The sequence below is a fragment of the Thermodesulfatator atlanticus DSM 21156 genome, from assembly GCF_000421585.1.
Taxonomy (GTDB): domain Bacteria; phylum Desulfobacterota; class Thermodesulfobacteria; order Thermodesulfobacteriales; family Thermodesulfatatoraceae; genus Thermodesulfatator; species Thermodesulfatator atlanticus.
On record NZ_ATXH01000027.1, the window covers coordinates 1 to 25,616 of the forward strand.

A 25,616-nucleotide genomic window follows, 5' to 3' on the forward strand; every position below is an offset into this window, starting at 1 on the left:
GCTAAGGGAGAAGCTTGGGCTTAAGCGCAGGCGACGGAAAGTTTCTTCGATAAATTCGCTGATTCCTTTAAAAGTTTGTTAATAGGGACAGGCAAAAATAGGTTCAAATTTTTGTGGACCATATGTAGCGGAAACGTCATTATCTGGTAAAGAAATTGGCGTAAGAACTTGAATTTTCCACATTATTTTTGTAAGTTTGCCAACACACTGAGTATTGGGAGGACGAAGTGAACCCCCAAAAAGATAAGCCTAAAGAACAAAAAAAGCCCGCAAGGAAAAAAGTTCAATTCAGCAAATTTTATCCTGACTTCTACATTGAGCGCGATTGGGATAAATGTACCAAATGTAAGCTTTGTATCCGTGAGTGTACTTACGGCGCACATGGTTGGGATGAAAAGCGCGAAACCCTAACAGAAGATCACAGTAAATGTGTAGGGTGCCATCGCTGCGAGGCCACCTGCCCTACCGGCGCCATCCTTATCAAGCGCCATCCCACCCAATTCAGGGAGCACGATACTTGGAAACCATGGTTCATCAAAAATGTTTACAAGCAAGCAGACACAGGTGGAGTCCTTCTAGCTGCAACAGGTTGTGCGGTTCCTTTCCGTAATTATTGGGATCACCTGGTTCTTGATGCCTGTCAGGTAACCAATCCCCCTATCGATCCCTTGCGGGAGCCAATGGAGCTTCGTACTTACTTGGGGCCTAAGCCTGATAAGGTAGAAGTTGTCCTTGAAAATGACCAGTACCACTTGAAGCACAAGCTCGGCCCGTGGATCAAACTCGAAGTCCCTATCATGTTCGCAGCTATGTCTTATGGTGCTATCAGCCTTCACGTGCACCAAGGTCTAGCACGGGCGGCTAAAGATCTTGGCACGTTATACAATACCGGAGAGGGAGGTCTCCATGCTTCCCTTTACGAATATGGCTCAAATACCATTGTCCAATGTGCTTCTGGCCGTTTCGGGCTACACGTGGATTATTTAAATGCCGGGGTAGCTATTGAAATTAAAATTGGCCAAGGGGCAAAACCAGGCATAGGAGGGCACTTGCCTGGTGAAAAGGTGACCGATGAAATATCTAAAACGCGCATGATTCCCGTTGGTTCTGATGCTATTTCCCCTGCCCCGCACCACGACATTTATTCCATTGAAGATTTGCGAGGTCTTATTTACGCCCTAAAAGAAGCTACCGAATACAAAAAGCTAGTCTTTGTCAAGATTGCCGCGGTGCATAACGCCCCTGCCATTGCTTCTGGCATTGTGCGTGCTGGTGCGGATGTGGTTGTCCTTGATGGCCTACGTGGTGGCACAGGGGCTGCCCCTACCATGTTTCGCGATTACGTGGGTATTCCCATTGAGCTTGCACTGGCTGCGGTTGATGAAAGGCTGCGTCAGGAAGGAATTCGCAATCAGGCTTCTTTGGTGGTTTCAGGAGGTATCCGCTGTAGTGCAGATGTGGTAAAAGCCATTGCTTTGGGGGCAGATGCTGTTTATATCGGCACACCGGCACTTATTGCCGTAGGGTGTACCATGTGTGGGCGCTGCTTTACGGGCAAATGTCCCTGGGGAATCGCCACCAATAACCCCGAGCTTATCAAGCGCCTTGATCCTGAGACCGCTTACGAAAAAATATACAACCTGGTCCATGGCTGGGCCCACGAAATCCAGGAACTCCTCGGAGCCATGGGGCTTAACTCCATAGAAAGCTTACGGGGCAACCGCGATAAACTGCGGGCTGTTGGTTTAAACGAGGTGGAACTCAGAATCCTGGGTGTAAAACACGCGGGAGAATAGCATATGGAAATATTTATCCCTAACAAAGAAATTTCAGGCTGCGGGTTATCCGGTGTAATAAACCGCAAAGGCGAGCTAATTAAGGGCGAGGTCATTATTGAATCCATTTGTTGCCAAATGGAACGGGGCAACGGTCTTGGCGCAGGTTATGCTGCTTACGGCATCTACCCCGAGTTTGCAGACCACTATTGCCTACATGTTATGGCTGACAGCAAGCACGCCCTAAAAGAAGTTGAAGAAATACTCGCCCGTAAATGCTACCTTGCTCATCAGGAAAAGATACCTACCAGGCCTGTTCCAGGTATTGTTTCGCCACCAAGATTTTATCGCTATTTTGTTAAGCCTCGCTATGAGGGAGATATCCGAGAGATATGTGAAGGCACCCCTGACGAAGACGACTACATGGTAAACCTGGTAATGAAAATTAACCGCGAGATCGACGGTGCCTACATTATCTCCTCTGGGCGTAACATGGGGGCCTTTAAAGGCGTAGGATTTCCCGACCAAATAGCAGAATTTTTTAGACTTGAAGAGTATTCTGCTTATATTTGGACGGCGCATAATCGCTTCCCCACTAATACCCCGGGCTGGTGGGGTGGGGCCCATCCCTTCACTATTCTAGACTGGTCTATTGTTCACAACGGTGAAATTTCAAGCTATGGAACTAACCGTCGCTATCTTGAAATGTTTGGTTATCATTGCACCCTGCTTACAGACACCGAGGTAGTGGCCTACCTCCTAGATTTGCTTATCAGACGGCATACCCTGCCCATTGAGCTTGCTTGTATGGCCCTTGCGCCTCCTTTTTGGCAAGAAATAGACCGAATGGAGGAACCAGAGAGAAGCGTCTGTACTGCAATAAGGGCGGTGTATGGTGGTGCCATGTTAAATGGCCCCTTCGCTATTCTTTTTGCTTACAATGGCGGTCTTGTTGGATTAAATGACCGGGTCAAACTAAGACCTCTAGTGGCTGCTAAAAAGGGCGATTTTTACTACATGGCCAGCGAAGAAGCAGCTATCCGCTCTATTTGTCCGGATCCCGATGAGGTCTGGTGCCCCAAGGCCGGAGAACCTGTAATCGTTGAGCTTGAGCCAAACGTGATCCCTAATCAACGGAGTTATTTACGCGGAGAGCCTTTAAAGATTTCAGCGCCGATATGTCGTATGCCTCTCTCTCTAGAAGACGAAGAAGAGGATTAAGGAGAAAGGTATGGCTTATGAGATAGATGCTAAAGATTTGCACTACCGGGAATTAAACCAGCTTATCCGTAAAGCTATTTCTCAGGGAGAAAAACACCTGGTTATAAAAAATGTAAATGGCCAGCGCTATCTAGCCGCGGGAGTTTCCGCTGAAGTAGATATTGACGTGTATGGCGTTCCAGGGCTTGATCTTGGAGCTTTTATGAGGGGACCCCGTATCAGGGTTCATGGGAACACCCAGGACGGCGCCGGCAATACCATGGACGATGGAAAGATCATCATCGAAGGCATGGCTGGTGATGTAGTAGGTTATGCCATGCGCGGGGGAAAAGTCTTTGTGGCTTCAGATGTTGGTTATCGCGTAGGCATTCACATGAAGGCCTATATGGATAAAATCCCCGTTCTGGTTATTGGTGGTAAAGCTGGGGATTTCCTCGGGGAATACATGGCTGGGGGTATCATTGTCCTGCTGGCTATGAACTCGCGTTATCCGGAACGCCAGCCTGCGGGAATTTTCCTCGGCACGGGAATGCATGGGGGCACAATCTACGTACGCGGTGGCATTTCTGAAACACAACTCAGCCCGGTTTTAAAGATTGAAGAAATAGACGAAAGAGATGAAAAGATATTAGCAGAAATCCTTAAAGAATATGCCCAGGATTTAAGTTTCAACTTTGATGAAATTATGTCAGAAAAATTCTATAAGATAAGGCCTAAAACACATCGTCCTTATGGGAAAATGTATGCCTACTAAAGCCAAAAGATATGCAGAAGCAGGTGTTAATATCGAGGCTGCTGATCGTTTAGTGGCCAAGATCAAGAATCTGGCCTCTTCCACCTTTCGTAAAGGAGTTTTAACCCAGATTGGTGGTTTTGCGGGGCTTTTTGCCCTTGATGTTGAGCGCTATCAACGGCCGGTTTTGGTTTCCGCGACCGATGGTGTGGGTACGAAGATAAAAGTGGCAGCCATGGCAGGCAAGCATAAGGGCATTGGCATTGATCTCGTCGCCATGTGCGTGAACGATATCATTGTTACCGGGGCTGCCCCGCTATTTTTCCTGGATTACCTGGCTTTTGGCAAAATAGACGAAAATATCGCCCTTGAGCTTATTGAAGGCATTACCCAGGGATGCAAAGAAGCCGATTGCGCCCTTATTGGCGGTGAAACCGCTGAGATGCCTGGAATGTATGCTGAGGGAGAATACGATTGCGTTGGTTTTACTGTAGGTGTGGTAGAAAGAGACGCTATCATTGATGGCTCAGAAATTTCCGTAGATGATATTGTTTTGGGCCTTGCTTCAAATGGCCTTCATAGCAATGGTTTTTCGCTTGTAAGAAAAATTATCTTCGAAGAGCTTGGTCTTTCGCTTGATGACAAACCAGAAGGTCTTGATGTTCCCCTTGGCGAGGAGCTTCTTAAGCCCACGAGAATTTACGTAAAAGCAATAACAGGACTTCTGCGCCAGGGATACCAACTAAAAGGCCTTGCTCACATTACCGGCGGAGGCTTTTTTGATAACATTCCCAGGGTTTTACCCCGTGGTTGTAAGGCAGTGATCAAAAAAGATGCCTGGGAAATGCCTGCTGTTTTTAAATTTCTCCAAGAAGCAGGGAAAATCCCTGAAGAAGAGATGTTTCAAACTTTTAATTGTGGCATAGGAATGATACTTATCGTCTCTCCAGAAAAAGTCCAGGATGTCAAACTCATTTTAAAAGGCCTTCAGGAGCAAGTTTATGAGATCGGCCATATAGAAGCCCGTCATGAGAATGAACCTCCTGTTATTTTGATTTAAAATGCCTACTATTTTGGTTTCAGCTTGTCTCATTGGGTTATGTACCCGCTACGATGGCACTTCCAAGCCTTCGCCTTTTATCCAAGGGCTTTTGAAAAACCACATTTTGATTCCTTTTTGTCCTGAGCAACTTGGAGGGCTTAAAACACCGAGGCCTCCTGCTGAGCTTTCGGGAGGGGATGGGTTTGCGGTGCTGGGGAAGAAAGCAAAGGTCATCACCTGTCACGGAGAAGATGTAACGCAGGCCTTTATCAAAGGAGCAGAAGAAGCGGCCAAGCTTGCTAAGCTTTACCATGCTGAAAAAGCCCTGGTTAAGGCGCGAAGTCCTTCTTGTGGGTTAACCCCGGTGGTAGGAGTCGCAGCGGCCAGGTTAATTCTTGAAGGGCTTAGCTTAGAAGAAATTGATTAATAAATCTCAAGCACAAATTGGCCGCAATACCTGCCAGGATATCGTCCATCATAATGCCGATCCCACCTGGAAGTTTTTCCCCGAGCTTTATGGGAAGGGGCTTCCAAATGTCAAATAACCTGAAAAAAAAGAACCCTAGGATAAGATTAAGAGGAGAGATGTTGAAAGAAACCAAAGTAAGCCATTGTCCTGCTATTTCATCAATGACTACTTCTTGGGGGTCTTTGTCTTTTTTTTGGGCATAAATTTCTGAAGCCCAAATTCCAGAAAGTATTAAAACTATGGCAATTAAACTTTGTAATAACGCGTTCAGATATGGCCCAAACAAAGCGTAGAAAGCTACTGCTCCTATGGCCCCCCAAGTGCCAGGGGCTTTGGGAAGGAACCCTAAACCGCCACCTGTTGCAATTATGCGAGCTAACTTTTCTTTTTCCAAGTTTTTTCCATTAAACAGGTCAAGAATATTTACAAACAGCCGATAAAAATTGTTACTAGGAGCAAAATGATATTTCAAATGTCATGCGAGCTAAGCAATTTTATGAAATTGCTTTGTCGGTTTTACAATCATTCTCGCGATGACTTTGTTAGCTAAAACTTCAGCCTTAGCATGATGATAGCACCAGAAAATGACTATACCAAAAAAATTAACTGGAAAGAAATCTGTCAGGAACTAAAAGATAAAGATTTGCCGTGTACCCGTGAAGTTTTAAGTCTTTTAGAAACTCTTGATCCTGAAGATGAAATTTCATTCCAAGAACTAGCCTCATACATTTTGAAAGACTACGGACTCACCAAAAAAGTTATCCAGCTTGCCAATTCCTGTTTCCATAACCCTTCAGGAACAGAAATTGTAACTGTTTCAAGAGCGCTTCTTTTCTTGGGCTTAGACACGGTTAAAGAGATTGTTTTGGTATCTAGCTATCTTGAAGAAGTGGTGAAAAATATCTCCCCTGAGAATAGACATCAGGTATTAAGGCTTTTGAGTCAGAGTTTTCTGGTGGCTTTTTTCGGAAATCGTGTGGCCTCTTTTATTAATTTGGCCTCTGAGGAACTTTTTGTACAGTTTCTTTTCCATCGCCTGATGCGTTTATTGTTGGCGCTACATTTTCCCAAAGTTTATGAGACGGTTGAGCAAATAGAAAAAAGCAATCCCTCTTTAGTAAGGGAAAAGCTTTATTGGTTGGGAGTTCGTTTGAGTCGAGAATGGTCCCTGCCTTCTGCGCTAAAAGAAACCCTAGAAGGTTCACCTAAATCTTCAGAAAAAGGACACCCTGCTTATCTTGTAGAAAAAATTACTTTTGTGACTGAAAATTTGCTTAAAGGTAAGAAGTTTTCTCTGGCAATGGAAGAACTTAAAAAAGACTTAAAAGTTGATCTGGAAGAAGAAGTTCTTAAAAAATCTTTTGAAGATGCCGTCAAAGCCGGCGTGGAACTATACAAGCCATTTGAAGATTTCTTGTTATCCAGAGAGAACAAAGCTTTTGAGGAAAGCCCTTCTGAGGACATAAAAAACCTCTCCCGGGAAGAACTTTTCCAGCAGGCCTTGTCTGAAATCACTAGCTATTTAGCCAGCCATAACGAATATCAAAAAGTTATCTTCATGGTAATTGAAACCATAAAAAGGGTAATGGAAACCGAGGCGGTTTTTTTCGGAGTGTACAATCCTGGAGAAAATAAAATCTCTTTGAGATTTGGAGTCGGCAAAACAAAAAATTTGTTAAGAGGCAAGTGCTTTTTCGCCGGAGAGGTTTTGAAAGAGATCTTTGCCAAGAAAGTAGAATGGACAAGCCGCGTGGACGCTGTGCCAGAGCTTTGGCATATTGCAACATTTAAAGACAGAGATGTTTTGTTTTCTCCTGTTTATATTCGCAACAAGCCATTAGGGATGATTCTTGCCTTTCGCAATGAGCCCTTTTCAAATGATGAAAAAGGAAAATTAAACATTTTGCGCAACCTTATCTCCTTAGCCATCGATAAATCTCTTTCCCAAACATAAATCTCTAAGAATTTCCCCCTTGCGAAAAATTTCCTTTAATTGAGAAACAGTTGACAAATAAAATTGAGAAGCGTATAGCGAAATAGTAGCTACCTTTTGTGGAGGGAGGAAAATGGCTGATCACAATAACAAAAAAATTGCCGTAGTGCTTTGTGATTGTGGCGGACTACTTGAAGAAAAAATCGATTTCAAAAAACTTAAGTCATACGCCCAAAACCTTCCTCAGGTAGAAGAAGTTTTTAATTTTTCTGATTTTTGCAAAAGTCCCGAAGAAAAACTCGCTTCGTATAAAAATTCGTTTAGTCATTTAATTTTTGCGGGGTGCTCTGAACGCTCTTCTTTGCTTTTCGATGAAAACCGCCTGCAAAAACTATTGAGCTATCTTGGGATAGATCAAGGCTTTGCTGAAGTCGTTAACCTCAAAGAACAGTGTGCTATGGTGCATGATGATTATGCTGCTACTACCGCTAAGGCCCTTGATCTTCTCCAGATGGCCTATGAAAAAGTATTGACCAATCTCCCTGCGCACCAAACCCAAAGTATCAAGAAAAAAGTTTTGGTAGTCGGGGGTGGTGTTTCTGGGCAAAGCTGTGCCAAAAGCCTTGCAGATCTTGGTGTTGACGTAACCCTTCTGGAACAAAAGCCTTATCTTGGGGGGCATGCCTGTGAAATTCCCTTGCTTTGGCAATCTGAGGGCTATCCTTCGGTATGTACCAGCGAGTGTATAGGCCCTGTCATAGGGCGAGAAACCCTTTTGCGGGACAAAATCGAACTGTTACTTTCTTCCAAAATAACCGACGTTAAAAAGAACGGGCCGAATTTTCAGGTAACCATAACAAAAGATCCCCTTTACGTTGACCCTGCCAAGTGTGTCTCTTGCGGGAAGTGTGCTGAGGTTTGCCCTGAGGAAGTCCCGAATGCCTTTGACCTTGGGCTTAAAAAGCGCAAGGCTATTGACAAAGATTTTCCTTTGGCTCTCCCTGACACGTATAATCTTTTGATGGATTATTGTACCAAATGCGGCAAATGCGTAGAGGTTTGCCCTACAGGAGCCATTGCTCTTGATGCTCAGGCAGAAGTAATAACCGAAGAGTTTGGCGCGGTAGCCCTTGCCACGGGTTTTTCTTCTTACGATATGTCAGTCTTTGAAAACCTTTCTTATCACCTGCCTAATGTGGTCACCATGCTTGAGTTTGAGAGGCTCTGGGCCAATAAGTTTTCAGGAAAACCTCCCATCAGCATAGCCTTTGTCCTCTGCCAGAAAGATCAGGTGGGCTATTGTTCAAGGCTCTGTTGTCTTGCGGCCATGAAACACGCAGTCAGGCTTTCCATGGCCTACTTGGGGACTGAAGTAAACGTTTATTACAAAAGCCTGCGCACTTGTGGGCGGGCTTTTGAGGCCTTTCGTCGGGAAGCGGAAGAAAAAGGCGTGGGCTTTTTAGAAACAGAAGTTTCCAAAATCGAGCCAGGCGAAGAAGGTTGGCTCAAAGTTGTTACCTCTAACGGCGAATTTGAAGCTGATTTGGTAGTGCTTGCAGAGCCCCTTGTGCCCTCTGGTGCAAGGCTTGCCAAGATGTTTGGGGTGGAGCTTGACCAGTTTGGTTTCCCCTATGAGTTTCAGCCAAGGGTTATTAACCCCCTTGAAACTTATGTGGAAAGAGTCTTTGCCGTGGGATGTGCCAAGGGCTTTAAAGATGTGCAGGAAAGTGTGGAATCCGGTGAAGCCGCGGCCCTTAAAATTTATAAAGCCCTGGGCGACAAAGAGCAAAAATACGTTTCGGTGGTGGACGAAGAAAAATGCTCACGCTGCGGCATGTGTGTGGCTGCCTGCCCTCACGGGGCCATTTCTTTTTCAGATACTGGAGCCAAGATAGAAGCTTCTTTTTGTAAGGGCTGTGGCCTGTGCTATGCCACTTGTGGCTCAAAAGCCATAAGATTGTTAAATCTTGAGGACTATCAGCTTCTCAAGATGGCTGAAGTGGCCTTTAAAAACGCTGGCAAAGATACCCCAAGAATTCTAGCGTTTCTTTGTTATTGGTGTTCATATGCCGCAGGAGACCTTATGGGGGTTTATGGGCAGAAACTTCCTGAGAGCTTTCGCAGTATTCGCATTCGCTGTTCAGCTTCTTTTAACCCCGAAGTAGCTGTGGAAATTCTGATGCGGGATTTAGCCGATGCGGTTTTGGTGGCAGGGTGCCCGCCTAAAAATTGTCATCATATCTGGGGAAATGATATGGAAACCCGGCGTTTTAAACTTTTGAACAAGCTTTTTAAGGATGCCGGAGTCAACAAAATCGCCAGATGGGAGCATATAGGTGTTACCATGTGGCCCAAGCTGGCTAAAGTATTACGTTCTATGCACCAGGAAATATCCCAAAATCAGCCTTAAGTTGATTCAAGGCGCGAAAGAAGTTTGTAGCCACGGGCGGTTTCTTTAAAAAATTTTGCTATTTCACGGGGGTCGTCTAAAACCGTGAATAAATCAAGGTCTTCTTTGGAGATCATGCCCTCGTGAAGAAGCCTTTTTTTCATCCAATCCACCAGGCCTTCCCAGAATTTGCTTTCAACGAGAACAATGGGTACAGGCCTAATTTTGTGGGTTTGCACTAAAGTCACGATCTCAAAAAACTCATCAAGTGTGCCAAACCCGCCTGGAAGACACATAAGGCCTACGGCGTATTTAGCCATCATGACTTTTCTCACAAAGAAATAGCGAAATTCGAGTTTTATATTGGCGTAAGGGTTTGCCTGTTGTTCGCGAGGCAAGCGAATGTTTAGCCCTACAGAGTAAGCACCCGCTTCTGCTGCTCCTTTGTTAGCAGCTTCCATGATGCCTGGGCCACCTCCGGTGATAACCGAGAAGCCTTCTTTGGCTAGGAGCCGGGCAATTTCTTCAGCCTTTTGATAATAGGGATGTCCAGGCCTCACCCTGTTTGAGCCAAACACTGTTATGGCTGGATATACTTTGGGAAGCTCTTCAAAGCCTTCTACAAACTCGGCCATTATCTTAAAAAGTCGCCAGGATTCTTTAGCTGCCAAGCCGTTTAAGACGTATTGTTTGTCATCAATACCTTTCAATGCCAGCCTCCTTTTTATTCGTTTCGGGAAGATATGAACGGATCCCTTTCGGATGTTTCGTTATACATGTCTTTCAGGATTCGTAAAGAATGAATCTCACAATCAGCAACGCGTAACAAAAATCGTTCTATGAGTTTACCTGCTTGATTAATGTTTTCGGCATACGGCCTTAAGCATTTTAACCTTGAAGGTTTCAGTTTGCTTATATGGCGTAAAAAGGCAAGAGTGCTAGGCCAGAGAAGATAGTCGTTTTCATGGGCACAGGCCCTGCAGAGGACCCCGCCTTCTTCAAAGGAGAAATAAACTTCTTCCTGCAAGATTTTGCCACATTGCAAGCAATGGGTTCCTAAATGGGGGCTGAAGCCGCTTTCCCTTAACAGGGCTAGTTCAAAATTCAATTTTAACAGGGACCAGGGGGCCTTTTTTTCTGCCAGACAAGAGATGGCTTCACAGGCAAAAGGGAAAAAGTTTTTTCCTGCCCCGGGCTTAAAAAATGTTTCCAAAAGTTCTCCCAAATAAGACGCCTGAAAAAAGGCACCATAATCTAGACGAAGGGGCTCAAAGGGTTCGATAAGATCTGCTTGATCAAGAAAGGGCGCAAGGTGTCTTTTCCCTCCACGCAAGTGGGCCTTGATAAGGGTAAAAGGCTCAAGAGTGTTGACAAAGCGTTTGCGGCTTTTGCGTGCCCCTTTAGCTATAGCTGCTAAGCGGCCTTTCTCAGCGGTTAGAAAGGAAAGAAAGACGTCTTTTTCCGCAACAGTTTGGGCGTTTAAAACTAAGGCGGTAGCTATGAAATTCAAGATTTCTCAGAGGGCAAAGTTTTAGTTTCTGATGGTTTTTGCTCAGGAAAAATCAACCCCGTTTCAGGAAGAGCTTCTTTCTTTAAGGGAATTTCTTCTATTTGGGGTAATGTTTCCGGGGATTTTTGTTCTTTTTTGGTAAAAAAGTAGTATCCAGCAATGACAACAGCTATAAGTACCACTACACCGATAATCCAAACCCAGGGAAACTTTTTGGGTTCAACGTAAGCAGCCTCTTCGCGCACTTTTTCTTCCTTATGGCGGCGATAAGGGGCGTAAGCCTCTTCAAAACGCAAAAGGGCTTCGTTAGGATCAAGACCGATGGTCTCACAATAGTTTCTGATAAAACCTTTGATGTATATTTCAGCAGGAAGGATTTCCCAGTTTTCTGCCTCTAAGGCCTCAAGAGCCCTTATGCCAATCTTAGTCTGGGCAGAAATGTCTTTCAGGGTAAAGCCTCTTATTTCACGCTGATGTCTTAAGAATTCCCCGAATCCGGTCTTTTCTCTTTCTTCAGTCATTAAAGTAAGATCCTTATGTAAGCTTGTTCTCTTAGTTCTTTAAGCCAGTTATTGAGTGCTTGATCAATTTTTTCTTGTCGAAGCTTATTTTCAATTTCTTTTTTTACTTCTGTCAAGGCTTTTGTGCCCTCTTTTTTGACATTTATAATTCTAAAAATTTGCCAACTATTTCCTACTTTAATCGGTTTGCTAAATGCTCCTGGTTTTAAGCCAGCAAGAGTTTTTCGCACCTGAGGGGCAAGTTCATCCAAGGAAAACGATCCCAACCCTTTACCACTTTCCGGAATATCAGAATATTTTTCAGCCACTTGGGCGAAGTGTTTACCTGCTAAAAGTTCTTGATAAGCCTTTTGGATCCTCTTTTCAGCGTCTTTTCCGTTGGTGATAATGGCTGCCAGTTCGTATTTGGTCTTTTGTTCCGAGAGATAGTGTTTGCGGTAGTAGCGCTCGATTTCTTCTGGGGTAACAACTATTTGCTGGATCCTGCTCTGTACAAGCTTTATGCGCTTGATCTGCTTGGCAACCTGCTTTCGATATTCATCGAAAGTTAGTCCCTGTGACGCTAAAAGCTTGCGCAACTCTTTGTCATCTAAGCCATTTTGTTGTTTAAAATGTTCGATAAACGTTTTAATTTCTTCGTCAGAGGCCTTGATTCCTCGTTTTTCAATTTCTTGTTCAATGAGTTTTTCATCTATAAGCTGCTTTAATACTTTTTTGCGGATTTCTTGTTTTATTTGTTCTCGTTGGATTGGATCTTTTACGCCTTGAAGATATTGCTTAAAAAGCGGAGCAGCCGCCTGATCTAGCTCAGAAAGCGTGATAACGTCATCATTAACCACAGCCACTATACGGTCAACAATCTTTGCCTGGCTGATTTTGACAAAAAATATTCCGCAAATGAACAAAACTAAAAAAATCTTTTTCATTTTGCCTCCGAAGGAACCAATTGTGCCTAAAGCTAGCGGGCATTTTAACCAAAAAAATTCACCTTTGCTAAGAAAGCTTCTCCCCTTCCATTTTAAGTGAGCGGTGAAATTGAAAAAGAAAGGACAAAAGCTCGTCTAAGAAATTTTGAGGATCAAGCGCCATGATAACGCGCTTGTCTTTGGTGATGCGCAGGTTAAGCCCTCTTTTTTTGGCCTCTTTGCGCAAGGCGCTCTCTGGAACATCCGCAGAAGGGTCAAAGAAAAAGATAATTTCCCGGCCGCGGCGGTCTAATTTGCGGACTCGCAGGGGGCGCAAAAGCACCTTGAGATAAGAAAGCTTGATGAGATTTTCCACCTCTGGGGTAAAAGCGCCAAATCTGTCTTCTATTTCACGGGCCAGTTCATCGACTGTTTCTTCATCTCGGGCAAGTGCCAAACGCCGATAAAGGTGGAGCCTTTGTTCCACGTCTGGCACATAACCAGGGGGAAAATAAGCGGGAATTTTTAGGTTAACATCTGGCTCTATGGTTTCATCTAAAGGTTTTCCGCGGATTTCGTCGATGGTTTGTTTGAGAATATCTAGATAAAGATCGTAGCCCACCGCAGCCACGTGGCCTGATTGAAAAGTTCCAAGCAGGTTCCCTGCCCCACGGATTTGGAGATCACTCATTGCCAGTTTAAAACCTGCGCCAAGTTCTGAAAATTGCATAAGGGCCTTTAGGCGACGCTCTGCCTCTTCTGAAAGCCCTGAAAGCGAAGGGACAAGAAGATAAGCATAGGCCTGGACGTTTCTGCGACCAACGCGCCCTCTTAACTGATAAATCTCAGCAAGGCCCATGCGATCCGCTCGGTTAATAATGATAGTGTTTGCAGACGGGATATCGATGCCAGATTCTACGATAGTGGTGCATACCAGGACGTCGATTTCGTGACGCACAAACTTGACCATGATTTCTTCAAGCTTTTGAGGTGGGGTGCGGCCATGGGCCACTTCAATGCGTGCTTGAGGCACAAGGCGTCTTAGCCAATCTGCCAGGGCGTAGATTCCTTTTATTCTGTTGTGCACAAAAAATACCTGGCCGCCCCGGGCAAGCTCACGTTCAATGGCTTCTTTGATGACCTCATCGTCAAAGCGTGCCAGGTAAGTTTTCACCGGCAAGCGTTCTTCAGGGGGCGTGGTGATAACGGATAAGTCTCTTATGCCGAGGAGAGAAAGCTGTAAGGTGCGCGGTATAGGGGTGGCTGAAAGTGCCAGTACATCCACGTTTTGGCGTAGTTGCTTTAATTTTTCTTTGTGTTTAACCCCAAAGCGATGTTCTTCATCAATTATCAAAAGCCCCAGGTCTTTGAAGGAAACATCATTTGAAAGAAGCCGATGGGTCCCTATGATTATGTCTATCTCGCCTTGGGCGAGTTTTTTAAGAATTTCTTTTTGTTCTTTAGGAGTTTTAAAGCGTGAAATAACAGCCACTTTGACGCCTAAAGGGCTGAAACGTTCCGAAAAAGTGCGGAAATGCTGCTCAGCAAGCACAGTAGTTGGTACAAGAATAGCCACTTGCTTTTTATTTTCCACGGCAAGGGCCGCAGCACGCAGTGCCACTTCGGTTTTGCCGTAGCCCACGTCGCCACAAATAAGCCTGTCCATAGGCGCAGGCTTTTGCATATCAGCTAGTGTTTCTTCAATGGCAAGGGCCTGCTCGGGTGTTTCTTCAAAAGGAAAGCTAGCCTCAAGCTGGCGCAAAAGGGGCCCCGGCTCAAAGGCAAAACCCTGGCTTACTTTCCTTGCAGCATAAAGGGACAGAAGTTCCTGGGCTACTTCTTCGATGGCTTTTTGGACTTTGCGTTTACGGGTCTCAAAGCTTTTACCACCAAGGCGATCAAGGGCTGGCTCTTTCCCTTCAATGCCAACATACTTGTGCAGAAGGTTGAGTTTATCTACCGGGAGATAAAGCTTGTCCCCGCCTTTGTATTCGATGAGGAGAAACTCACCAGGAAGCCCTCCGAGTTCAAGGGATACCAGGCCCTGGTAGCGGCCTATGCCATGTTCCCGGTGCACAACGTAGTCTCCGGGTTTCAGGTCCTCAAAACGAAGCAGGGTGTCTTTTAGCGAAGCGCGCTTTTTGAGGAAAAGAGGTTTGCGCACCCCGAAAAGCTCGTGTTCTGGTAGAAAACAAAGGGAAAGTTCAGGCCAACTAAAACCCCGGGCCAAATTTCCCGTATAGAGAGCAAGCTCAAAAGGGGTTTTTAGATCCTCGAAGGGTGGTTTTTTGAGGGGGATGTCGTTAGCATGAAGCTCGCGGCTAACAAGCGTTCTTATCTTTTCTGCGGCTTTTTCGTTTGTGCTTAAAATAACCACCCGTTCCTGATGAAGGCGGTCTTTAAGGTATGAAAGACCTATTTCAATAGCTTTGCGGGGTTCTCTTTTTAAGGTCCTTACGTGTTCTTCGTGGTCTTGTACGTCAAAAGATATATCAGCGTCTGTTAACGGAAGCCTTGAGATGGTAAGCCTTTTCGGGTGGCTGGTGAGCCTTTGGGTAATCTCTTCTTTGGCTAAAAAGCTCTCAAAGGGCTCTACCAGGATGCGTTTGCCGTCGCGGGCCTTGCGCCAGGAAAGCAAAAGCTTTTCCTCAAGGATGCTTAGGTGTTCTATTAATTTTCCCGGTTCAAAGACAATGACAAGGTCGTCTTTTTTCAAATAATCAAAAATGCTTGCTGGTTTTTCATAGGCCAGGGGAAGCCAGAATTCTTCTGGGTCAAGTAAAAGGCCTGTTTCAAGGGTGCGTAAATAGGCACTTTCTTTGTCAGGTGCAAGGGCATAGTTTTTAAGGCGGGTAAAAAGGCGCTCTTCAAGCCCCTGCCGGTCGGCTTCAAAAAGAATTTCGCGCACCGGAAGAATTACAGCTTCTTCGGTGGTTTTTAAAGAACGCTGGGTCTCAGGGTTAAAGAACTTGATGCTTTCTAACTCTTCTCCGAAAAAATCAAGCCGAATGGGATAAGGGTACCCCGGGGTAAAGATGTCTATAACGCTTCCACGCACGGTAAATTCGCCAAGTTTTTGTACCAGTCCGGTTTTTTCGTACCCCAGGTTTATGAGTTGTCTTATCAGTTTTTCCCGTGGGATTTCCTCGCCACAGAGAATGTATTCGTAAGATTCCTTTAGCACCTGAGGGGGGATGGTGCGTCGGACAAGGCCCTTTGCCGAGACAACTAAAAAGCCTTCTTTTTTTTCCAGAAAATGATAAAGGGCGGCTATCCTTTCGCCGCTGACTCCAGGGCCTTGATAAATACTTGAAAAAGGCGGGGTATCTCCTCCGAGGAAATGAAAAGTTTTTGGGCCGCCAAAGAACTCAACGGCCTGCTTTATACGTTCAACCTGTTCTTCTTTGGGGAGAACAATAAGACCGCGCGGGGCTTTGGTAAGGTTTAGTAAAAGGGCTAAGGCCTCTACGGTTAGGCCGCCAATTTTTAAAAGCCCTTCTTTTCTTTCTAAAAAAGCATTTATTTCAGCAAACTTATTTCCTGTTAAAGGCATAGAAAAGCTATAGAATCGAAATTTGCACTAACTAATAATGCAAAAAGAAACGGATGGATAGGGCTTTACGAGAAAAGCCCAAAAAGGCGGGAGCCCCCGCCTTTTTAGGCTGCTTGGGCGGCAATTTCTTCTTTGGGGTAAACGCTTACGACTTTGCGGCCGTGACGGGTTTCGAACTTAACAATGCCGTCAATTTTGGCAAAGATGGTATAGTCTTTGCCAAGGCCAACGTTAAACCCGGGGTGAATTTTGGTCCCCCTCTGGCGGACGATGATGTTGCCAGCTTTTACAAACTGGCCGCCATAACGCTTAACCCCTAAGCGTTTGCTTTCAGAGTCGCGCCCGTTTCTTGATGAACCACCAGCTTTTTTATGAGCCATAACGAACCTCCGTTAGGCTTGGATTTCTTTTATTTGGATTTCAGTGTAATACTGACGATGCCCACGCTTTTTCTTATAATTCTTACGCCTTTTCTTTTTAAAGACGATGATCTTTTTGCTGCGCCCTTGTTCTAAAATAGTGGCTACAACCTTGGCGCCTTCTACCGTGGGCTGGCCAACTTTGAGGTTATCGCCCTCTGCCACCAAAAGCACATCAGTGATTTCTATTTCTTGGCCAGGATCCCCAGGGAGTTTTTCTACCCTAAGGGTGTCTCCTGGTTTGACTTTGTATTGTTTGCCTCCGGTTTTAATTACCGCGTACACCTTTTCACCTCCAGCAACAGGATGACCTGGGCAAAATAGCATCAAAAGCGTATCTGTCAAGCGGAAAAAATTTTAACAGCAAATTCGCTTTTCGCCAAATTATGAAAATTTGTCAGGCGAGGCCAGGGCTGAGAGCAATTCTTTCATGGAGAAAGGTTTAAAAAGTACGGCCTTAGCCCCAGCCCTTTTTAAGGTTTCTTCTATTTCTTTATTACGTAAGCCTGTGATGATGATGACTTTAGCCGCAGGGTTGATTTCTTTAATCCTGGTAAGGACTTCAAGGCCAGTTATGCCGCGTAGATTATAATCTACGACTACGGCTCTAAAGGGTTCTCCTTGCAAAAAAGTCTTTTCGTAAAGGGTAAGCGCTTGTTCAGGGTCTTTTTTAGGCTCTGCCACGTAGCCAATAGTTTTAAGCATTTCTTTTAAAACTTCGAGTATGTCTTGGTCGTCATCAATGATGAGAATCTTTTTGGGTTCTTCTACGTAAACGCAGAGTTCAAAATCTTGCTCAAGATCAATAGGCTCTTCAATTACGCAATCTTTTCCCGGCTTAGCAGGCAAATAGATAGTAAAAGTAGTTCCTGCCCCGGGGGTGCTTTCAACTTCTATCTTGCCGTTATGGTTTTCCACGATGGACTTTACCACCGCAAGGCCAAAGCCCCTTGCTTTGCCTTTTGAAGAATATCTTGGTTCAAAAATGAGAGGCAAATCTTTTTCTGGGATGCCATGTCCTGAGTCCATCAAAGTAAACTTTACGTAAGGTCCTGGGGAAAGCCCTTCTTTTTCTTCAGAGATAAAGATGTTTTCCGCTTCGATAATAAGTTGTCCCCCGAAGGGCATGGCTTCTTTGGCGTTTTTTATCAAGTTCAAAAATATTTGTGTGAATTGAATCTGGTCGATACTTAAGCGCCATATATCTTTGGGGATATTCAAAATCCATTTTATGCCGGAGTGATTAAGTATCATTTCAAGTATTTCGTGTAAGACTTCGCATGCCTTGTATTTACGGTGGGGTTCTCCTGACAATAGAGCTTCTGAGAATTCTTTGGCCCGTATCAACGCCCGGGAAGCCTTTTTAAGGTATTTGTCTTTTTCCTTTAGGCTTTTTGCCTGTTTGGCAAGAGCGAGGTTCCCTTCCACCGCAAAAAGAAAATTGGCAAAGTCATGGGCCAGGCCTTTAGTCAAAATATCAAGGGCATTCCTTTTTTCCTTCAAGAAAATGGAAATGTTACCGGGATTTTTTTCTTGAAAAGAGACAATACCGCCTTTTATGTTCCCCTCTTCCCCACCTAAAGGCTGGTAGATCACTTTGTAAAGATTATCATTTATCTGGGTTTCAAAACAAAAGCTTTTTTCAGGGCTCCAGGAGACAGGGAATCCCGGAAGGTGATTTATAGCAGCAGGCCTAAAGCCAAGAAGCTTTTCTAGTTGTTTACTACTAAAAATTATTTCTCCTCGCGAGTTACAAAAAAGCACAGGGTAAGGAAGCTCTTGAAAAAGATAGCTACAAAAGCTATTTATCTGGTTTACGCCTGGTTCAGCCCCTCCTGACATAATTCCCCTCCCAGGTAAATCGGAAAAACTTTTGAAACCCTTAACTTTTTGACCAATCGTCACCGCAAAGCAAGCAGAGGCTTGCTCTGCCGATCTCAGGGGATTTGCTGCCCTTAAGATCTCTTAACGATATTCCGAATCCTTTACACCTTAAAGTTCGGCACTTTCGTATCATGGCTTTATGCATATCCAAAAACTAGGTTTTGATAAAGAAAAAAGTTTAGTTTTTTGAGTCTTTTCCGAAAAAAAAGAAAGAAAACTTTTAAGCGGGAGGGACCATGAAACGCTTTTTTGCCGTAAAGTTTTTTGTGCCAGGCTGTGTATTTTTAGTTTTTTCGTTGTTTTTAATCTTAGGCGTTGCAATTTTTTATTCTCTTCATTCTGAGGAAAACCTTAGACACTACATCGATATCGGTGGCAAGCTCCGCATGCTTTCCCAAAAAATAGGCAAAGAAAGCTTCATTTATGCCCAAACAGGGGATCCCAAATATCAAGAGGAGTTAAAAAAGACCCTGGCCGATTATGAAGCCATTTTGCAGGAGCTTAAGCCCTTTTGCAAAGAAAGTTCTCAGGAAATTTGGCAGGAGTATCAAAAGCTTGCTGCTTTATGGAAACCCTTTCACGGAAAGGCCCTATATGTGGCAGAGCATAGCCCTCAAGAAAAAGATTTTTCTCAAGCGCTTGCTTTCATTTCCCATAATAATCTCGCTTTGTTAAACCAGGCTAATGCTCTCACTAAAAAGCTTGAAGAATACGGCTTACAAGAAGACAAAATATTCAAAGAATTTTTGCTAGCCCTTTTGGCATGTGGCTTGGTTGTTTTTGTGCTGGCTATATTTAGCACCCGGAAGTTTTTAATTAAGCCTCTTGAGGAAATTACCACGGCCCTTGAAGAAGTTCAGCGGGGAAACTTCGAAAAATCAATTTCTCAAAAGGGTCTTCTTGCAGAGTTAGAAAAAATTGCTTCCACGGTAAATGCCCTTATTGCCTACATCTCCAGCCAGTTTTTTACCTTGTCTGGCCAGAATAGAATCCTTGCTGAGGCGGCAAATTTCGTGGAAGAATCCGGCGAGGAGATAAGGCATCACGGCTTTGACACCGAACGCATGGCCCAGGAATTAAAAAAGGCCTCGCTTACCGCCCAAGAAGATATCGCCACCATTGCTAACGCCATGACAGACCTTAACACCGCAGCCCAGGAAATTGCCCAGAGCATTCAGGAAACCGCAACTAAAGCAGGGCAGGCCAACGAACATGTCCACTTTGCCAAAGAGACCATTCAGACCCTTGCTCAGAACTCCCGCGAAATCGAAGAAGTTACCAAACTCATTAACGATATCGCCGAACAGACCAATCTCCTGGCCTTGAACGCTACCATTGAAGCCGCCCGTGCTGGCGAGGCAGGAAAAGGTTTTGCTGTGGTGGCTGGCGAGATAAAAGAACTTTCCCGCCAGACCGCAGAATCCACCGAAAAAATTAGCCGTATTATCGCAAATATTAGGACCAATATGGATAAGGCGGTAGAAGGTGTGGAATCAATCGCTGAAATCGTTGCCGGAGTAAGTGATCTGGCAAATACCATTGCCAGTGCCAGCGAAGAGCAAACAGTGACCATCGCAGACCTTAACAACAATATCCACCGGGCTGTTGATACGGTAGAACAGGTCAATCATCATGCAGAACGGCTCCTTGAACATGCAGAGAGTTTTAACCAGATCAAGGAAAACTTAGACGTGATTGATCACTGTGTGGGTGGAATTGTCGATGAAGGCTCCATGTTACTTTCCCTGGTAAAGGCCAATCCGGAGCTAGAAGAGGAGCTTTTACCTTACCTGCCGATAGAGACAGCGCTAAAGGTTATCTTATTTGCACACCTTCGCTGGCGCGAAGGGGTCCTTAAAGCCCTTCTTGAAGCAAGCCCACCAGAAGTAGAAATAGATCCTAGCCGTTGCATATTGGGCAAGTTTTTAGCTAATTATCAAGCCCAGGATGCCGAAGAAGAAAAACTGATAAAAGAATTGCTCCCTGTACACGATAAGCTTCACCGCAGCGCCGAAGGCTTGCAGAGGATTGCCGCCGAAGGAAAAGGTCGCCAGGCAATGGTGAAATATTATCATTCCCATATCAAGCCAGTCTTTGAAAGAATGCTTCAACTTTTTGGGCGCTGGTTGGCCCTTAAAGGTTCAAGTATGGGAGACGTCTCCCTCACAGAAAAAGAACTTATAAAATGGGGTCCTGCTTTTGAAATAGGGATCAAAGCAATTGACGAACAGCATAAAAAGCTGGTCGCTATGGTAAATGAGCTTTATAAGGGGCTTTCTCAAGGGGTGCCTGAGCAAAGTCTGAAAAAAGTCCTTTCTGAGCTCATAGACTATACCGCCTATCACTTTAAGACCGAAGAAGAACTCTTCGACAAGTACGGCTATCCTGAAGCAGATGTACACAAACAGATTCACGAAAAGCTGGTAGATAAAGTCGTGGCCTATCATAAACGCATAGAAGCTGGAGAGGCCAACATAGCATACGATTTGTTAGCCTTTCTCAAGGACTGGCTTGCTAACCATATTTGTATCACTGACAAGAAATACGGCCCATTTTTCAAAGAAAAAGGTCTCAACTAAGAAGGAGGGGCAACAGGGGGCGGGATCCCCGCCCCTGTTGCCTCTCTCTATACTGCCATCCTGACATGCGAAAATACTATCATAGTTAAAGGTATGGATACACTACTGTAGGTTGTTTTCAGTGCAAATTGGCTTTAACTTTAAGTAAAATCTTAAAGGAGAGCATTTATGGCCCTTGAAGCTAGAAGTCAAGAATCCAAGTTTACTGTAGAGATTCCCTTGAGGCTCCTCCGGGACAGAAAAGTCAAAAACTTTTTAGCCTATCTTGAAGTTCTTGAAATCCTGGAAAAAGTTCAACCCGATGAGAAAGGACTTTTACATTTGTTGGAAGAAATACGAGAAGAAAGACGCAAAGAAATTCAGAAAGAGTTTAAATGCGCGTAGTCATAGATACGAACTTGATTTTTTCTCTACTGTTGAGGAAGAACAAAAAATTGCTAGGCATTCTTTTTTCGGACGAAGTGGCCCTTTATGCTCCTCCCCATTTGTTTTTGGAGTTATTCAAACACAAGGACAGGCTTTTAAAGTTTACCAACCTTAAGGAAAACGAACTGCTGGAGCTGTTATTGGCCATTTTTGAACGCATTGAAGTGATTTCTTATAGGCGGATTCCGAAAGACTACCGAGCGAAGTGGTTCAAAAAGTTAGAAAAGTGCGATCCAGCGGATTTCCCGTTCGTATTGACTGCTATTGTGGTAGAAGGAAAGTTGTGGACAGGTGATTTTAAACTTAAAAATTGCTTGGAGGAAAATGGTATTGACGTAGCGATCACTACCGAAGAATTGATTGAAAATTTGAAATGTTATGATGAGCTCGAAAATGTCCGTAGAGAAAACTTCTAAAAAGTTGGCCATAAAAACGGAAGATCTTCTACAGATAAACACGTTATAACAGAAATCGACAAGGGGGCTTGTTTATGAAAACCATCGATTGCCGCGGGCTTCCTTGCCCACAGCCGGTCATCAACACCAAAAATGCCTTAGATGAAATTGGCCCAGGAGACAAAATTCTTGTCCTGGTTGATAACGAAGCCGCTGTAAAAAACGTAAGTCGTTTTGCCGAAGCCCAGGGGCATACCTGTAGTATTACCGAAAAAGAAGGCTTTTGGGAGCTAGAGATCACCAAAGGCGAAGGCCCGCAGAAGGAAGTTGCTATCTCCTGTGGCACAGGAGAGGCCCCGGTGTGCGTAGTGCTTGATGCCAAGGTGATGGGAAGAGGAGAAGAGGCCCTTGGCCAGGTGCTTATGCGGGCTTTCTTAAAGACACTTAAAGAAGCTACAGTAAAGCCTCAGACCATCATCTGCTACAATTCTGGGGTGTTTTTAGCCCTTGAAGACTCTGAAGTGCTAGCCGATTTAAAGGCCCTTGAAGAACTTGGCATTGAAATCCTTGTTTGCGGCACCTGCCTTGATTTTTACGGGGTAAAAGAGAGGCTTGCCGTAGGAAAAGTCTCCAATATGTTTGATATTGTTGAAAAACTTATGTCTTCGCGGGTGGTTAAACCGTGATTTATCTGGATCAGGCGGCAACATCCTTTCCCAAGCCCACAGAAGTAATTGAAGCAGTCTGCGAGACCTTGCGCAACGTGCCTGGTAGTCCTGGGCGCTCGGCTCACAAGGGAGCCGTTGCTGCAAGCAGGATTGTTTTTGAGGCCCGGGAGAAGACGGCTGCGTTCCTTGGAGCACAGGATTCCACCCAGATAATTTTTACCTCAGGAGCCACGGAAGCCATAAACCTGGTACTTATGGGGCTTTTAAAAGAAGGCGACCGGGTGCTTGCCACCAGCATGGAGCACAATGCCGTGGCAAGGCCCCTTGAGTTTTTGCGCAAGGCCAAAAAAATCGAAATTGCCTATGTGCCGTGTGATAAGGAAGGTTTCCTTGATCTTGACGCTTTTGAAAAACTTTGTCTTGAAAAAAGGCCAAGGCTTATTTGTGTAAATTTCGTTTCAAATGTGTGCGGAGCCATCCAGCCCCTTGCCGAAATTGTGTCCCTTAAAGAAGACAGTTTGCTGCTAGTTGATGCCGCTCAAGCAATAGGCCATCTGCCTATTGATGTATCGCATACGGCCATAGATTTTCTCGCGTTTTCAGCACACAAAGGTCTTATGGGGCCACCTGGAGTGGGAGTGTTATACCTTGCGCCTGGTATGGAAAAGGAGCTTAGCCCGGTAAAACTCGGGGGCACAGGGAGTCGCTCAGAGTCTTTAATGCAGCCGGAATTTTTGCCAGACCGCTTTGAGCCGGGGACCCCTAATCTTTGCGGCATTGCAGGTCTTTCCGCAGCAATAGACTTTATCGAAAAAACAGGTATTTCGCGCATCCATCGTCATGAAACAGCCCTTGCTGATATTTTCCTCGAAAAGATCAGAAACCATCCCAATATCGAAATATACGGCCCAAAAGAACGCGTAAAGGCCACGGCCATTGTTTCGGTAAACGTAAAAGACAAGTCGCCCTCAGGGGTGGCCCGCATTCTTGATCAGGAATTTGATATAGCGGTGCGTCCAGGGCTACACTGCGCACCCCTTGCTCACCAAACCCTTGGCACCATGCCTCAGGGCACGGTGCGTTTTTCCTTTGGTTATTTTAACCGGGTTCATGATGCCGAACGCGCGGCAGAGGCCTTGCTCAAGATTGCCGGATGAAGATTATTTTGCTCTTTCCGTCTATTCACTACGTACTTAAGGCTGAAAAATTTGCTAAGCAGGCCGGAATGCCTGTTGAGCTCATTCCCGTTCCCAAAGAGATAAGCAGCGATTGTGGTATGGCCCTTGAAGTTGAAGCCGAAGAACTTAATAGTTTAATTGCATTTTTAACGGAAAGGGGCCTTAAGCCTACCTCGCTTGTGCGCCGAAAAGAACAAGGTTTTGAAATCCTTGAAGACTGGACTCTTTCCTAGATGGGTTATATCTTGAAAATACTATGGAAAAGACAGTTTGTACCAACAAAAAAGCACGGCATTTGTACGAAATTGAAGAAACCCTTGAGGCCGGGATCTCGCTTCTAGGGCCAGAGGTGAAGTCTTTACGCTTGGGGCGGGCCAATCTGGCCGATAGTTTTGCGCGTATTCGGGACGGCGAGGTATATCTTTACAACGTGCACATTAGTCCTTATCCTTTTAGTCGAGAAGCGCAACTGCTTGACCCAACGCGGACGCGCAAGCTCCTTCTCAAAAAGCAGGAGATAAAACGCCTCCTTGGCAAGGTGCAGCAGAAAGGTTATACTTTAATTCCTCTGCGCATCTACTTCCGGGATGGAAAGGCAAAAGTAGAGCTTGCCCTTGCCAAAGGTAAGAAAGTTTATGACAGGCGGGAGACGATCCGCCGTCGGGACGTTGAGCGTGAGTTAAGGCGCCGGTACAAGGGGCGCATAAAATAAAGCTTGCTCTTTTAAAATTGGGGCTTAGCCCCGCATCTTCGTCGGTTTTCCTCTCCTTGAGGGGGCGAAATGGGTTCGACGGAGGTGCGTAGGGCTGAACAGCGTGCCGAGGTGCCCACCGCCTCGTAAAAAAGGTGGGGAAAACACAAGTGCCGACGAATACAGCTACGCAATGGCTGCTTAATAGAAAAGCAGCCCGTCCTAGATCCGTCCTCTGCCCGCGGGGGATCTAGGGCGCCAGGTAGCGGGCTGGCTTAGAGGGCGCGCCTGCCGCTCTCTAAGCGAGATTTTTGCAGGCTAGGCTGGAGGAGGCCAGCCTGGGGAGTCTCCCCAGCCGAAAGTCGCTGCCCAGGCTACGCACGTAGAAGTTCAGTCTGAAACACCTCCGGACGCGGGTTCGATTCCCGCCGCCTCCACCAATTTTTGACGATTTCTTGCGGCTTATGAGCGTCAAGATCAGCACGGGCTGGCCCTGAAATCGTTAAGAGTCGCGATTTCCTGTCTAGACCCAATTGTAGTAAGCTAAATTTTAGGGATATTAGTCGTGATTTTTCTCAATTATTGATAGTTTTTTCTGGGGATAGTATTTTTAAGGTTATGTACGTGAGCTTGAGGATCCATCGGAAAGAAAAAGAAGTCATAGAGTTTCTTCGGAGCCTGCGAAAAGTCCTTGGGGAGGATGTTTTCGATTTCGAGATTGAGGAGTGGGACTTTTGGTCGGAAAGCGAATTAAACTCTCTGGGAAAGCTGGCGCACCATCCGGAAAGCTTTGCTTTTGATGACGAAGAAGAGGACTACTCTAAGTGGTAGGAGAGATTTATTTAGCTCAAGTTCCTTTTACGGACCTTTCGGCTTCTAAATAAGACCTATTCTGGTTTTTGCGGATGAAGGCCAGGATGTAATCTTCCTTCCTTTAACCACCAATTCTCCTTCATTGGATCTTGAAGAAGGTGGTCTTAAGAAAGATTCTGTAATCGTAGTCCACAAAGTATGTCTACTTCACAAAAGCCTCCTCCTTAAAAAGCTTGCAAAGCTAAAAGAAGCGGCTTTTAAACAAGTGAAAAACTCCCTGTGTCGGAACCTTTCCTGTCTTTCTGGCGCTCAGGCCAGCTAACAAGTGACGATTTCTTTTGTCGGTACTTGAAGGATCCTCCATCTTGGCTGAGTGAGAAAAGACCCTGGCAGGGTTCTTGGTCATGAGGTGGCCCTATCTGCGGGTATTCCGAACCGCAAAAATGTCCCATTTAGGCTCCTATACTGACCTGAAAGTCCGTTAAAACTATCTCAGAAAATTTGCTTTAGGC

Annotated in this window: 25 protein-coding genes and 1 other RNA gene; 17 read left to right on the forward strand and 9 right to left on the reverse strand. The window is 45.1% G+C overall.

Annotation, left to right across the window (positions count from 1 at the left end):
- The first annotated feature begins 314 nt into the window (after positions 1–314).
- The 5 genes from H528_RS0109865 to H528_RS0109885 are packed head-to-tail and all read left to right on the forward strand — an operon-like array spanning position 315 to position 5,198.
- Positions 315–1,796: a glutamate synthase-related protein gene (locus tag H528_RS0109865; RefSeq protein ID WP_051132503.1), complete on the forward strand. Its 1,482-nt coding sequence runs from the start codon at positions 315–317 to the stop codon at positions 1,794–1,796.
- A 3-nt stretch (positions 1,797–1,799) separates the two neighbouring features.
- Positions 1,800–2,996 (forward strand): class II glutamine amidotransferase, encoded by a 1,197-nt coding sequence (locus H528_RS0109870; RefSeq protein WP_022854151.1) that lies wholly within the window; start codon positions 1,800–1,802, stop codon positions 2,994–2,996.
- A 10-nt stretch (positions 2,997–3,006) separates the two neighbouring features.
- On the forward strand, positions 3,007–3,750 hold the full coding sequence (locus tag H528_RS0109875) for a GltB/FmdC/FwdC-like GXGXG domain-containing protein (RefSeq protein WP_022854152.1): 744 nt from the start codon (positions 3,007–3,009) through the stop codon (positions 3,748–3,750).
- Positions 3,740–4,789, forward strand: a complete 1,050-nt coding sequence (purM, locus tag H528_RS0109880) for a phosphoribosylformylglycinamidine cyclo-ligase (protein ID WP_022854153.1) — start codon at positions 3,740–3,742, stop codon at positions 4,787–4,789. Before H528_RS0109875 ends, purM begins: the two co-directional genes overlap by 11 nt.
- Position 4,790: 1 nt before the next feature.
- Positions 4,791–5,198, forward strand: a complete 408-nt coding sequence (locus H528_RS0109885; protein WP_022854154.1) for a 2-thiouracil desulfurase family protein — start codon at positions 4,791–4,793, stop codon at positions 5,196–5,198.
- Here H528_RS0109885 and H528_RS0109890 read toward each other — a convergent pair.
- Positions 5,176–5,634, reverse strand: a complete 459-nt coding sequence (locus H528_RS0109890; protein WP_028845896.1) for a phosphatidylglycerophosphatase A family protein — start codon at positions 5,632–5,634, stop codon at positions 5,176–5,178. The genes H528_RS0109885 and H528_RS0109890 overlap by 23 nt on opposite strands.
- 171 nt (positions 5,635–5,805) lie before the next feature.
- On the opposite strand from H528_RS0109890, the gene H528_RS0109895 reads away from it, so the two are divergent.
- Both H528_RS0109895 and H528_RS0109900 read left to right on the forward strand, forming a co-directional pair.
- Complete coding sequence (locus H528_RS0109895; RefSeq protein ID WP_028845897.1) at positions 5,806–7,194, forward strand: HDOD domain-containing protein; 1,389 nt, start codon at positions 5,806–5,808, stop codon at positions 7,192–7,194.
- A 112-nt stretch (positions 7,195–7,306) separates the two neighbouring features.
- The gene (locus H528_RS0109900; RefSeq protein ID WP_022854157.1) at positions 7,307–9,583 is read left to right on the forward strand and encodes a hydrogenase iron-sulfur subunit; all 2,277 of its coding nucleotides are present in this window, start codon (positions 7,307–7,309) and stop codon (positions 9,581–9,583) included.
- Here H528_RS0109900 and H528_RS0109905 read toward each other — a convergent pair.
- The 8 genes from H528_RS0109905 to H528_RS0109940 all read right to left on the reverse strand — a co-directional run bounded on the left by H528_RS0109905 (position 9,580) and on the right by H528_RS0109940 (position 18,312).
- Entirely contained in the window at positions 9,580–10,272 is a 693-nt protein-coding gene (locus H528_RS0109905; RefSeq protein ID WP_022854158.1) for an LOG family protein, read from the reverse strand. The genes H528_RS0109900 and H528_RS0109905 overlap by 4 nt on opposite strands.
- A gap of 14 nt (positions 10,273–10,286) precedes the next feature.
- Positions 10,287–11,072 carry a DNA repair protein RecO gene (gene recO, locus H528_RS0109910; RefSeq protein WP_022854159.1) on the reverse strand — a complete coding sequence of 262 codons (786 nt, stop codon included), beginning with the start codon at positions 11,070–11,072 and terminating at the stop codon, positions 10,287–10,289.
- Positions 11,069–11,593, reverse strand: a complete 525-nt coding sequence (locus H528_RS0109915; protein WP_022854160.1) for a helix-turn-helix domain-containing protein — start codon at positions 11,591–11,593, stop codon at positions 11,069–11,071. Before H528_RS0109915 ends, recO begins: the two co-directional genes overlap by 4 nt.
- A complete protein-coding gene (locus H528_RS0109920) occupies positions 11,593–12,519 on the reverse strand; it encodes a SurA N-terminal domain-containing protein (protein ID WP_022854161.1) in 927 nt (308 codons plus the stop codon). Before H528_RS0109920 ends, H528_RS0109915 begins: the two co-directional genes overlap by 1 nt.
- Before the next feature lie 67 nt (positions 12,520–12,586).
- A complete protein-coding gene (mfd, locus tag H528_RS0109925) occupies positions 12,587–16,051 on the reverse strand; it encodes a transcription-repair coupling factor (RefSeq protein ID WP_022854162.1) in 3,465 nt (1,154 codons plus the stop codon).
- Between the two features lie 104 nt (positions 16,052–16,155).
- Positions 16,156–16,431, reverse strand: a complete 276-nt coding sequence (gene rpmA, locus H528_RS0109930; RefSeq protein ID WP_022854163.1) for a 50S ribosomal protein L27 — start codon at positions 16,429–16,431, stop codon at positions 16,156–16,158.
- A gap of 12 nt (positions 16,432–16,443) precedes the next feature.
- Positions 16,444–16,755, reverse strand: a complete 312-nt coding sequence (gene rplU / locus H528_RS0109935; protein ID WP_022854164.1) for a 50S ribosomal protein L21 — start codon at positions 16,753–16,755, stop codon at positions 16,444–16,446.
- 99 nt (positions 16,756–16,854) lie between these two features.
- Entirely contained in the window at positions 16,855–18,312 is a 1,458-nt protein-coding gene (locus tag H528_RS0109940) for an ATP-binding protein (RefSeq protein WP_022854165.1), read from the reverse strand.
- Between the two features lie 278 nt (positions 18,313–18,590).
- On the opposite strand from H528_RS0109940, the gene H528_RS14165 reads away from it, so the two are divergent.
- From H528_RS14165 to H528_RS14915, 10 genes are all read left to right on the forward strand, one after another.
- Positions 18,591–20,933 carry a bacteriohemerythrin gene (locus H528_RS14165; protein ID WP_022854166.1) on the forward strand — a complete coding sequence of 781 codons (2,343 nt, stop codon included), beginning with the start codon at positions 18,591–18,593 and terminating at the stop codon, positions 20,931–20,933.
- 168 nt (positions 20,934–21,101) lie between these two features.
- Positions 21,102–21,317: a hypothetical protein gene (locus tag H528_RS0109950; protein WP_022854167.1), complete on the forward strand. Its 216-nt coding sequence runs from the start codon at positions 21,102–21,104 to the stop codon at positions 21,315–21,317.
- On the forward strand, positions 21,308–21,775 hold the full coding sequence (locus H528_RS0109955; RefSeq protein ID WP_022854168.1) for a PIN domain-containing protein: 468 nt from the start codon (positions 21,308–21,310) through the stop codon (positions 21,773–21,775). The genes H528_RS0109950 and H528_RS0109955 overlap by 10 nt, the downstream gene beginning before the upstream one ends.
- Positions 21,776–21,849: 74 nt before the next feature.
- Positions 21,850–22,440 (forward strand): sulfurtransferase-like selenium metabolism protein YedF, encoded by a 591-nt coding sequence (gene yedF / locus H528_RS0109960; protein ID WP_022854169.1) that lies wholly within the window; start codon positions 21,850–21,852, stop codon positions 22,438–22,440.
- On the forward strand, positions 22,437–23,579 hold the full coding sequence (locus tag H528_RS0109965; RefSeq protein ID WP_022854170.1) for an aminotransferase class V-fold PLP-dependent enzyme: 1,143 nt from the start codon (positions 22,437–22,439) through the stop codon (positions 23,577–23,579). Before yedF ends, H528_RS0109965 begins: the two co-directional genes overlap by 4 nt.
- Entirely contained in the window at positions 23,576–23,833 is a 258-nt protein-coding gene (locus H528_RS13470) for a putative Se/S carrier protein (RefSeq protein WP_022854171.1), read from the forward strand. The genes H528_RS0109965 and H528_RS13470 overlap by 4 nt, the downstream gene beginning before the upstream one ends.
- A 23-nt stretch (positions 23,834–23,856) precedes the next feature.
- Complete coding sequence (gene smpB / locus H528_RS0109975) at positions 23,857–24,312, forward strand: SsrA-binding protein SmpB (RefSeq protein WP_022854172.1); 456 nt, start codon at positions 23,857–23,859, stop codon at positions 24,310–24,312.
- A gap of 60 nt (positions 24,313–24,372) precedes the next feature.
- Positions 24,373–24,731, forward strand: a transfer-messenger RNA (tmRNA) gene (ssrA, locus tag H528_RS14360).
- Between the two features lie 178 nt (positions 24,732–24,909).
- Positions 24,910–25,122 (forward strand): hypothetical protein, encoded by a 213-nt coding sequence (locus H528_RS0109980; RefSeq protein ID WP_022854173.1) that lies wholly within the window; start codon positions 24,910–24,912, stop codon positions 25,120–25,122.
- Positions 25,123–25,183: 61 nt separating this feature from the next.
- Positions 25,184–25,426, forward strand: a complete 243-nt coding sequence (locus tag H528_RS14915) for a type II toxin-antitoxin system PemK/MazF family toxin (RefSeq protein ID WP_425426200.1) — start codon at positions 25,184–25,186, stop codon at positions 25,424–25,426.
- Positions 25,427–25,616: the final 190 nt, after the last annotated feature.